This window comes from Streptomyces lunalinharesii, from assembly GCF_039532155.1.
Lineage (GTDB): Bacteria > Actinomycetota > Actinomycetes > Streptomycetales > Streptomycetaceae > Streptomyces > Streptomyces lunalinharesii.
This window is the reverse complement of the sequence record NZ_BAAARK010000118.1, coordinates 1-855: the sequence shown is the minus strand read 5'-3', so window position 1 is coordinate 855 and position 855 is coordinate 1. Positions and strand designations below refer to the sequence as shown.

The 855-nt window shown below is 67.0% G+C and carries 1 protein-coding gene; it reads right to left on the bottom strand.

Annotated features, from left to right (window positions below; genetic code table 11):
* Positions 1 to 10: 10 nt before the first annotated feature.
* Positions 11 to 810 (bottom strand): IS5 family transposase gene (locus tag ABD385_RS41210; protein WP_425585598.1). Its coding sequence is split into 2 segments (ribosomal slippage): positions 11 to 465 and positions 465 to 810, totalling 801 coding nucleotides; the frame shifts between segments, so codons are not numbered across the junction.
* Between the last annotated feature and the right edge of the window lie 45 nt (positions 811 to 855).

The window sequence follows — 855 nt, the reverse complement described above, 5'->3', positions numbered from 1 at the left end:
AGACATCATCTCATTTGGCGAGTCTGCGGTAGCAGATGAGGGTGCAGGCGATGCTGGTGAAGGCGAGGAAGTGGTCGGCTTTGCGTTCGTAGCGGCGGTGGAGCCGGCGGCAGCCGGCCAGCCACGACATGGTTCGCTCTACAGTCCAGCGGTGCCGCCCCAGGCGGGTGGAGCTCTCGATTCCCCTGCGGGCGATGCGGTGGGTGATGCCCCGGCCGCGTAACCATCGGCGCAGGTGGTCGTAGTCGTAGCCCTTGTCGGCATGCAGCTTTCCGGGCCGACGTCGCCTGGGGCCGCGGCGCGAGCGGATGGGCGGGATACCCCGCACCAGGGGTTCGAGGGCCTGACTGTCGTGCAGGTTCGCCCCCGAGATCCCGACGGACAGGGGCAGACCGGTCCGCTCCGTGATCAAGTGGATCTTCGAGCCGTACTTGCCCCGGTCCACAGGATTCGGACCCGTCAGATCCCCCTTTTCAACGCCCGCATGTTCACCGAGTCGATCGCGCACCTCGACCAGTCCAACTCCCCACGGGCACCGAGTTCATCGAGGATCAGGCGGTGCAACTTCGCCCACACCCTCGCCCCGCTCCACTCGGCGAAGCGCCGGTGAGCGGTGGCTCCCGACGGCCCGAAGGACGCGGACGGCAACTGCTGCCACGTACAGCCCGAGGTCGCCACGAACACGATCGCGGCCAACACCTCCCGGTCACCATGCCGACGCCGACCACCACCCTGAGGCCGCATCGGCACCTCCGGCACCACCCGCTGGAACAACTCCCACAACTCATCCGGCACCAGCCGCTCCACGATCGAAACCACGACCAGCACCCTACCGAACCAAATGAGACGACGTCT